At 32.3% G+C, this 1,205-nt stretch carries 1 protein-coding gene; it reads left to right on the top strand.

All coding sequences use genetic code 11. From position 1 onward, the window contains the following. A partial coding sequence (locus tag HGG78_RS18790; protein ID WP_172533821.1) for an AAA family ATPase occupies positions 1-1,205 on the top strand: 1,205 nt, incomplete at both ends.

Below are 1,205 nucleotides of genomic sequence, written 5' to 3' on the forward strand. Positions count from 1 at the left end.
ATATTAAGCAATGGCAGCATAAGGGAGGGCTTGATCAATCGTTTGATAAGCTCAACTTGATTTATGGGAGAAATGGTTCTGGTAAATCTACATTATGTAAGTTATTTGAAGCTATAAATAATAATGACAAAGCAGCCATCGAGTCTCTAACACCAGTTGAAAAATCAGGTAAGCAAGAGCTAAGATTTTTAATGGACGATCAAACGGTAAGTATTGGTTCATTGAAATGTGCGGATAAATTTCAGATTTTCAATCAAGCATTTATTGACAATAATTTATACATTTCAAAAGGTGCTGATAAATCTCAACTGGTCAATTATTACGAATTTTCGCTGGGAATGGTATCAGTCGCTCATGAGAAAGAAATTGAGCGTCTTAAATCTGAAAATGATTCATTAACTACTAAAATTACTCCGTTAACGAACACAATTACAAGGCAATTTTCTAACAAAACTATAGCCAAAATCAAGGACATTAAAGTTGCTAAGAATGGCACTACTGAGTTAGAAAAGCTTCAGGAGCAGTTGCAAGATATTAAAAGTATTGAGCATTTTAGAAATAGACGTAAGTTATCATCGCTGAGTATCGACAAACCTGAGCTAAAAACAGATGTATTTATTACTACAATTGAAAATCTATCAAAAGAATCAGAAGACAAAGTTTCAAAGCACATTGAACTTAACCTTAAAGAACAAGATAGCTATTGGTTAGAAACAGGAAAAGATTTAGTAACAGATTCAGGTAATTGCCCTTTTTGTGCTCAACCACTTTCATCATCTCCTATTTTTCATTTATACCAAGAGTTTATGAATGAAGCATATCTAAATGCTAGTAACGATTTTGAACTCGCTGGTGATGAGTTTGAACTGACTGTTCGTGATGTGGGTGTTAAGTTAGAAGAGTTGGAAGAGCTGGTAAAAACCAATAATGACATAATCAGAGAGTGGTCAGATAGAATAGATAGTATTGAGCTTAATCATGACTTTAAAGAGTTAGATCGACTGAGTAGTGATTTGCTTTATGAATGTATGAGACTAATAAATCTTAAGAAAAAAGATTTACTTGCAACGATTGATTTAACCAAATTCAATGAAATTTTCAATGAAATATTTTCAAAAATTGATTTTGAAAAATACAACCAATCTATCAGTATATATAATAAATCATTTGATGATTTTCTGGGCGGGTTAGGGACTGAAACAAGC

Source organism: Vibrio aestuarianus, from assembly GCF_012395185.1.
Classification (GTDB): Bacteria; Pseudomonadota; Gammaproteobacteria; order Enterobacterales; family Vibrionaceae; genus Vibrio; species Vibrio aestuarianus.